The sequence below is a fragment of the Actinoallomurus acaciae genome (genome assembly GCF_042429965.1).
Classification (GTDB): domain Bacteria; phylum Actinomycetota; class Actinomycetes; order Streptosporangiales; family Streptosporangiaceae; genus Actinoallomurus; species Actinoallomurus acaciae.
Window position 1 is genome coordinate 36,231 of the sequence record NZ_JBHLZP010000011.1, and the last position, 7,028, is coordinate 43,258.

The window sequence follows — 7,028 nt, forward strand, 5'->3', positions numbered from 1 at the left end:
CCGTGCGCGCGCGACTCATCGGGACCCTGATCACGCTCATGGTCTGCATCCTGCTCGCCCTCGGCGTCCCGCTGGGGACGAGCATCGTCCGTCAGCACCAGGACGCGCTGTTCCAGGACCGGCTGGACGACACCGTGCGCTTCGCGGCGCTGGCGGGTAACGCGGCCCAGGGCATCCCCACGTCCACGCTGAACACCGAGCTCACCCGCTACCAGCAGGTGTACGGCATCTCGGCCGCGGTGCTGGACCGGAACGGCCGCCGGCTGGTCGCGACGCCCGGCTACGCGGGCAACGGCTCCGGTGACATTCCGGTGGTCCTCCGCCAGGCGTTCGCCGGACGGCACAGCGCCGATCCGCACCTGATCTGGCCCTGGCGCGACCGCCCGCTGGCGGTGGCCGCGCCCGTGATGCAGTCCGGAGACGTCGTGGGCGCCGTGGTGACCGTCTCGCCGACTCAGCGGATGCGCGCCGCCGTCCTGCACCGGTGGCTGGCGCTCTGCGGCGCGGCCGCCGTCGCCGTCCTGCTGTTCCTGATGCTCGCCCACCGCCTGGCGACCTGGATGCTGCGCCCGGTCCGGGCCCTCGACGCGGCCACCCACACCATCGCCACCGGCCGTCTCGACGCCCGTGCGACGGGCGCCTCCGGACCCCCCGAGCTGCGCCGTCTCACGGCCTCGTTCAACGGGATGGCGCAGAAGGTGGAGGACACGATGGAACGCCAGCGCGCGTTCGTGGCCGACGCGTCCCACCAGCTCCGCAACCCGCTGTCCGCGGTCATGCTGCGGCTGGAGGACCTGGCCCTGGCGCTGCCGCCCGGCCGTGAGGAGGAGATCCAGAACCTCCGCCAGGAGGCGCGCCGGCTGACCGCCGTGCTCGACGACCTCCTCGAACTCGCCCTGGCCGAGCAGCGCGAGGCCACCGCGGAACGCTTCGACGTGGCCGCGCTCGTCGAGGAGCGGGTCAGCGCCTGGCAGGTCGTCGCGGACCAGCGGGACATCGCCGTGATGCGCGACTGGGGCGGCCCGGTCTGGACCGTCACGGACCCGACCGCGCTCGGCAGCGCCTTCGACGCGGTGATCGACAACGCGTTGAAGTTCGCCCCGGCGGGCTCGGTCGTCAGCGTGACGGTCACCGGCGCCGGGGATCCGGTCGAGATCGAGGTGACCGATGAGGGGCCCGGACTGCCCCCGGAGGAGCTGGCCCGCATCGGTGATCGGTTCTGGCGCAGCCCGCGCCACCAGAACGTGCACGGGTCCGGGCTCGGGCTGGCCGTGGCGCGTACGCTGCTCGCCGCCTGCGGGGGCCGGCTGGACATCGCCACCGCCGACGGAGGCGGGCTGGCGGTGACGATGGCGGTCCCGGCGGACCATTCCCCGGCCGTCACGGTTTGACGGACCGGTAGTAGCGCAGGGCGCCCGGGTGGAGGGGAATCGGCGCGGTCTGGATGGCGTCGCGCACGTCCAGGAGCTCCGCCGAGGGCACCTCGGCGGCGACGGAGTCCCGGTCGCGCATGAGGAGCTCGGTCAGCCGGTAGGCCAGCCCGTCGTCCAGGGAGGCCGTGGCGAGCAGGAAGTTGGCCAGAGCGAGCGTAAGGGTCGCGCCGACGCGGTCGTAGGTGCCCTCCGGGATCGCGGCCGCGCGGTAGTACGGCCCGTAGCGCTCGCGGATCGGCGTCGCGAGGTCGCCGAGCGCGACGAGGCGGACGGGCATCTGCCGGGCGAGCCGCTCGATCCCGGCCGTCGGCAGTCCTCCGGACCAGAAGAAGGCGTCGATCCGCCCGGCGCGCAGCGCGGCGGCGGACTCCTCCAGCCCCATGCGAACCCGGGTGGGACGCCGCCCGGAGGTCAGGCCGGCGGCGTTCAGTATGCGCCCGGCCACGAGCTCCACGCCCGAGCCGGTCGCGCCCACCGAGACCGTACGGCCGCGCAGGTCCGCGACCGACCGGATCGGACCGGAGCCCGCCACGGCCAGGTGGATGTAGTCGTCATAGAGGCGGGCCAGCGACCGGAGCGTACGGGCCGTGGTCGCCGCTCCCACGGCGTCCGCGGCCGCGAAGCCCAGCCGGTCGCGGCCGGCGGTCATGCGGTTCAGGTTGTCCACCGAACCGGTGGTGGAGTCCACGGACGGGCGGACGTCCGGCAGGCGACGGCCGATCCGGGCGGCCAGCGACCGGGCGTAGCGGTAGTAGACGCCGTCGACGGCTCCGGTGGCGATCGGCAGGGGCCCTCCGCGGTACGACGGCTCCCCGCCGACCAGCGCACATCCGGCCGGCAGGCACAGCGCCGCGAGCAACACCGCCCGGCGGGCCGGGGTGCCGGGCACGGCCGGGACGACGCTCGGGAGGGAGGCCATGCGACATGATCTCACCTCGGCGCGTGGCCGGAGGGTCACCGTCGGTGTTGCGGCCGCGAGGCGACTCGCCTGCGCGAGACCCGAGAGCTTGCTGAGAGTTGGCTGTAAATCCACAGGTCAATGACGATATCGCCGCCGACCTGTGGCAGTCTGACCAGCGATGGACCATCCCATTATCACCGCATCTGTCCTGGTCGCCGGGCTTCTCCTGTCCGCCATCGCCCTGTGGCGCGGCTGGCGGCCCTCGCTGCGCACGGCGCTGGCCGTCGGCATCGCCCTGCGGCTGTACCTGCTCATCAGCGCCGCCGCCGACTCCTGGCAGCCGCTCGACTTCGCCAATGGCTTCAAGGCGGCCGGGCAGGCGATCCTCGCGCACCAGGACCCGGTCCTCGCCACCCAGGGGTCGTGGCACTTCCTGCCGATGATCCCCTACCTGTACGGCCTGGGCCTGCGGGCGGGGCTGCCCTGGGAACTCGCCGGCCGGCTGGTCACCGTGGCCGCCGACATCGCGCTGATCCCCCTGGTGGGGAAGCTGGCCGGCGATCGGAACGCCCCGGCCGCCCGGTTCGCCTACGCCTGCAACCCGATCGCCCTGATGGTCGCGGTGATCCACGGGCAGATCGAGCCGGTCGCGCTCGCCTTCCTGGTCGCGGCGTACGTCCTGGCACGCAACGGGCGCGGCGGCTGGGCCGGGGCGATGTTCGGCTTCGCCCTGTCGGCCGGGACGTGGCCGGTCATCCTGCTCCCGCCACTGCTGGCGCTGCTGCCCGACTGGCGCGAACGCCTCCGCAGCATCGTCATGGCCGGCGTGGTCCCGGTGTTCTTCCTGGCCACGATGCCCCTCGTCGTACACGTCGGCTGGTCGGACCTGCTGAACGTGGCCCGGTACCTCGGCGGCGTACGACCGGTCGTGGGCGAGTGGGGCTGGACGGCGTGGATGACCGGCGGCAACTGGGCGCTGGCCCCGACCGCCGCCGGCATCGGGCAGGTCGTCCTGTACTCCACGCTGCTCGCGGTGATGTGGCTGTGGCGACGCGCCGACCGCATCGACATGACCTCGGCCATCCTGCTCGCGTTCATGATCGTCACACCGCGCATGGGCGCCCAGTACCTGCTGTGGTTCGTCCCGTTCCTCATCGCCCGGCCGACCCGCCTCAGCCGCCCCGCGATCGGGCTCGCCGCCCTGTGGGCCGGGCTCGGCTACATCTACCTGACCCACTTCAACGACGTCGGCTGGTGGCAGAACCACCAGTGGTGGTCCCGGAGCTCGATCGCCGTCATCGCCCTGCTCATCCTCGCCATGCCCTGGAGCCGCCGCCGGCCCGCCGACTTGTCCGAACCCGCGACCGTCGAGCCGGAACCCCTCACCGACGCGGTACCGTCACCGGCCGCGAAGGACATCCGCGGGACGGCGAGCTGAACGCCGCCGCGCGAGGGCGGTGAAGGCGGCCTTCTCCGAGATCGGCCTGCGTGAGACCGCCCGGAATGCCGCCGGTCGCGGCATCGCCGTGCAGGTCCTCGGTGCGTGCCATGAGGACCAGCGCCAGGTGAGGCGGCCACCGTCGGCGCCGGGTATCCGTCCAGGACTCTCGCCATCGGCTCATCCACCCGCACCGGCATCCTGCCGTACGAACTCGGCGACGAGGGCCGCCAGCGCCTCCGGGTCGCGGAACGGAACCATGTGCGGGCTGCCCGGCACCGTCACCAGCCGTGCCCGCGGAACGAGCCGGGTGACCTCCTCCGCCCACGGCCTCGGCACCAGCACGTCGTGCTCTCCCCGTACGACCAGCGTCGGTACGGTGACGGCCGGCAGGCGGTCCTCCATCCGGTCCCGTAGCGACTCGCGGAACGCGAACAGCGCGCCACGCGTGCCGCAGTCGCGGTAGTCGGCGATGTTCAGCGGGACCATCCGCGGGCTCTCCCGGACGGAGTCGCGCAGCCACCGCGCGACGGTGCGCGGCCACGTGCGGGCCATCGGGTCGGCCGTCGGCCCGACGAGGACCAGCGACCGCACCCGGCCCGGATGACGGACTGCGGCGTCGGTCACCACCTGACAGCCGAACGAGCTGCCGAGCAGGCATACCCGCGACAGCTCCACCGCCTCCAGCCAGTCCGCCAGCACGTCACCGAGCGCGGTGAGCCCGAGCGGCTCGGCCGGCCGGGAGCTCTGCCCGGAGCCGGGCAGATCGACCGCCCACGTCTCAACGCTCTCCCCCAGCCGCGCCACCAGGGGAAGCAACGGCCGGCTCGAGACCCCGGCACCGTGCACGCACACCACCGGCGTCACCGCCGCGGGTCCCGTGCACCACGAGGCCAGCCGGTATCCGCCTGCTGCGGAGAAGCTCCGCCGCATGCCGCCCGGCCCATGCGTCCTCACCCTCGGTTCAGACATCACACAGTGGCCTACCCAGGTCCAACGCCGAACGAGCGGGTCACGAACGATCGGTGCCGGAGCAGGTCCGGCTTCCCGCCCCCGCTGGGCACAGACTCTCTCGGCCCCGTGAGCAGCGTCTCGGTGGCCTCGCGCGGTTCGGGAGAGGCGTTCGGCTCGTCTCGATGGAGCGTTGCTGGCCCGGGAATCCTTTTGACTGTTTTGCGCCATTCTGACCGGATGCCCGCCATGTGGCCGATAATCGGCCTCGGGGAACGGCGGCCGTTGTCAGTGCCCGGACCTACTGTGAGGCCCGTCGATCGCCCGTGCCGGGAGCGGGCTCATCACAGGAGCGCCGACGCGGGGTCGGCGTGTCCGGGGAAGGGGCGGCCGTGCCGCGCTGGGAGCTGACCGACGAGGGAGACGGCCCGGCCATGTTCTGGGAGGTCGGGTCGGACGGCGCGGTGGTGACCGTCCGGCACGGAGAGGCCGGTGCACCGGGGCGTACGCGGGTCGATGACCACGGCTCGGCGGCGGCCGCGGAGGCGTACGTGGCCGAAGCCGTGCGGGAGAAGGAACGCGAGGGGTACGCACCCGCGGGACCCGACGAGGACTCCTTCACGCTGCCCGTCGCCTGGCGGCAGAGGCTTCGCCCGCGCTGGGGCGGCATCGCCCGACACTCGCACGCTCCCCACGAGTCGGTTCTCGGCTCCTGGGACCGGCGGCTCGCGGCGGTGAAGGAGGAGTGGACCGGCACGGTCCTGCCGGGCATCGCCCCTGAGCCGGCAGCCGCCGCACGCCGCCAGCTGGAGGGGACGGCGGACCCGCTCGGCGCCGCGGTCCTGGCCGTGGTCACCGACCGCGGAAAGCTGCTGTACGACGCGGTCGCCGACGCCTGGCAGCTGCGGCACGGGCGGGTCTTCGCGGCCCGTGCCACGGTGGAGCTGTTCAGGCTCGACCACGAGGACGACCACGGCCGGACCACCAGACTGGCCTTCCTGCCCGAGGGCGACTCGTCACCGCGGCTGTGGTTGCGCCGGGGCGCCGCCGACCGGGTGCGGACGCTGCTGTCGATGGCCGATGAGGACCACTACCGCGAGGTGGTGGCGGCGCTGGCAGCGCACCGCGGCGACGCGCGGCGCCGAATCGTGGTCTCGTATCTGGTCCCGGCCGAGACCGGCTGGGTCGCGGAGTGCTGCGCCGACCCGGGGACGAGCGGCCGAGAGGACCGCGTCGTACGCGCCATGCTGTTCGAGTCGCTGAACGACCAGGAGCAACTGCGGGCTCTGCTGCGCGCGGGCGGCGTGTCCGCCTACGACGGCAGCCTCTCCACCGCGGCCACCGTCGCCGAGGGCGTCGGCCCGGCCGTCGCCGCGCTGATCGCGGAGATCTGGCGGCACCGCACGCCTTCCCACGGGGCCTCGGCGGAAGAACAGGCGGGCATCCTGGCGGAGCTGCCGACGGACGAGGCGTTCGAGCTGCTGATGGCCCACGCGGACGGCAGACAGGTGCGCCCGGCGCTGCTGGAGGCGGTGCGCCGGTATCCGGTGCGCGCGGCCCGCCTGCTGGCCGGCCGGGCGGCGCCCGCCCCGGACCGCAACGCCTTCCTGCTGGGCCAGCTGCTGACCGCGCATGTCGCCACGCACCGTGAGCTGCTGGAGTCGCGGCTCGCACGGTTTCCGCCCAAGGCCGCCGAGGTGGTGCGGGGGCTGCTGTATCCGTCCGCCGCCGACGCCCCCGCCGACGCGTTGCCCGAGCTGCTGGTGAGCCCGCCGTGGACGGGCAGGCGGACGGCGCCGAAGCCGACAGTCGTCAAGGGGCTCGTCGCCGGGGAGGAGACCCGCGTGCGGTGGCGACCCGGCGAACGCGAGGCATGGGCCGCCGCCGTCGAGGAGCCCGAGCGGCGGGCGCGGCGCCGGCAGAACGAGCCGTATCCCGACGTCCGAACCCTGCGGGAGCACTTCACGGACGTCAACGACCATCGTCTGGCCGCCCTGTTCGCCGACGGCCCGGACACGTACCGCCCGCTGCTGGCGCGGTGGACTCCCGGGCACATGTGGAGGCTCGTCGAGGAGCTGAAGCCGGTGGCCGCCCGATGGGAGGAGGACGCACTGCCGCCGCTGCTGCACGCCGCGGCGCGCCGGCCCGCGGTGGCCGGCGGGCTGCTCCTGCCCTATCGGCAGGTGGAGGTCGCACGGCTGATGGCCGACTGGTTCGTACGGCTGAAATCCGTCGCGGCCACGACCCGCGCCTGGTTCGCCCGGCACGGCGCGGACGCCGCCGCGCTGCTGGTGCCCGACGCCGC

The 7,028-nt window shown here is 73.8% G+C and carries 5 protein-coding genes; 3 read left to right on the top strand and 2 right to left on the bottom strand.

Going from position 1 to position 7,028, the window contains the following annotated elements:
* The first annotated feature begins 2 nt into the window (after window positions 1-2).
* Window positions 3-1,391 carry a sensor histidine kinase gene (locus ACFFNX_RS03345; RefSeq protein WP_378194859.1) on the top strand — a complete coding sequence of 463 codons (1,389 nt, stop codon included), beginning with the start codon at window positions 3-5 and terminating at the stop codon, window positions 1,389-1,391.
* Here ACFFNX_RS03345 and ACFFNX_RS03350 read toward each other — a convergent pair.
* Window positions 1,381-2,352, bottom strand: a complete 972-nt coding sequence (locus ACFFNX_RS03350; RefSeq protein ID WP_378194862.1) for a TAXI family TRAP transporter solute-binding subunit — start codon at window positions 2,350-2,352, stop codon at window positions 1,381-1,383. The two genes, ACFFNX_RS03345 and ACFFNX_RS03350, sit on opposite strands and share 11 nt — an antisense overlap.
* A 160-nt stretch (window positions 2,353-2,512) precedes the next feature.
* Here ACFFNX_RS03350 and ACFFNX_RS03355 point away from each other — a divergent pair, with 160 nt between their 5' ends.
* The gene (locus ACFFNX_RS03355; protein ID WP_378194865.1) at window positions 2,513-3,772 is read left to right on the top strand and encodes a glycosyltransferase 87 family protein; all 1,260 of its coding nucleotides are present in this window, start codon (window positions 2,513-2,515) and stop codon (window positions 3,770-3,772) included.
* 180 nt (window positions 3,773-3,952) lie between these two features.
* Here the strand turns inward: ACFFNX_RS03355 and ACFFNX_RS03360 are convergent, their stop codons facing one another.
* Complete coding sequence (locus ACFFNX_RS03360) at window positions 3,953-4,729, bottom strand: alpha/beta fold hydrolase (protein ID WP_378194869.1); 777 nt, start codon at window positions 4,727-4,729, stop codon at window positions 3,953-3,955.
* A 386-nt stretch (window positions 4,730-5,115) separates the two neighbouring features.
* Between ACFFNX_RS03360 and ACFFNX_RS03365 the strand changes: the two genes are divergently transcribed.
* On the top strand, window positions 5,116-7,028 hold a 1,913-nt coding region (locus ACFFNX_RS03365), incomplete at its 3' end, for a WGR domain-containing protein (RefSeq protein ID WP_378194872.1).

Excerpts from the sequence above, each read along its gene's own strand:
- ACFFNX_RS03350 (WP_378194862.1), bottom strand. The coding sequence starts at position 2,352 with ATGGCCTCCCTCCCGAGCGTCGTCCCGGCCGTGCCCGGCACCCCGGCC.
- ACFFNX_RS03355 (WP_378194865.1), top strand. The coding sequence starts at position 2,513 with ATGGACCATCCCATTATCACCGCATCTGTCCTGGTCGCCGGGCTTCTC.